The organism is Aeromonas sp. sia0103, assembly GCF_963895295.1.
GTDB lineage: Bacteria > Pseudomonadota > Gammaproteobacteria > Enterobacterales > Aeromonadaceae > Aeromonas > Aeromonas encheleia.
The window spans coordinates 1-219 of the sequence record NZ_CAWQKG010000052.1 but is presented as its reverse complement, the minus strand read 5'-3'; the positions used below and the strand labels follow the sequence as shown (position 1 = coordinate 219).

Here is a 219-nt window from a genome sequence, read left to right as displayed (position 1 = left end):
TCACCGGCGTCAACGACGGTGCGGTGATTGTGGGTGATGGCAGCGGTGCGGTGACCGAAGACCTGAACGTGGTCAGCGGTAACCTGACCGAGACCGGCAGCCTGAGCGTGACCGACGTGGACGGGGCGGACGAGGCCGAGTTCAAACCGGGTGTGGGCGCGCCGAGTGCCAATGCCCTGGGCAGCCTGACCATCGATGCGGCTGGCAAGTGGAGCTATG

Annotated in this window: 1 protein-coding gene; it reads left to right on the top strand. The window is 66.2% G+C overall.

Annotation, left to right across the window (positions count from 1 at the left end; translation table 11 throughout):
- The coding region (locus AACW18_RS15910) for a VCBS domain-containing protein (protein ID WP_218390101.1) at positions 1 to 219 on the top strand (219 nt) is incomplete at both ends.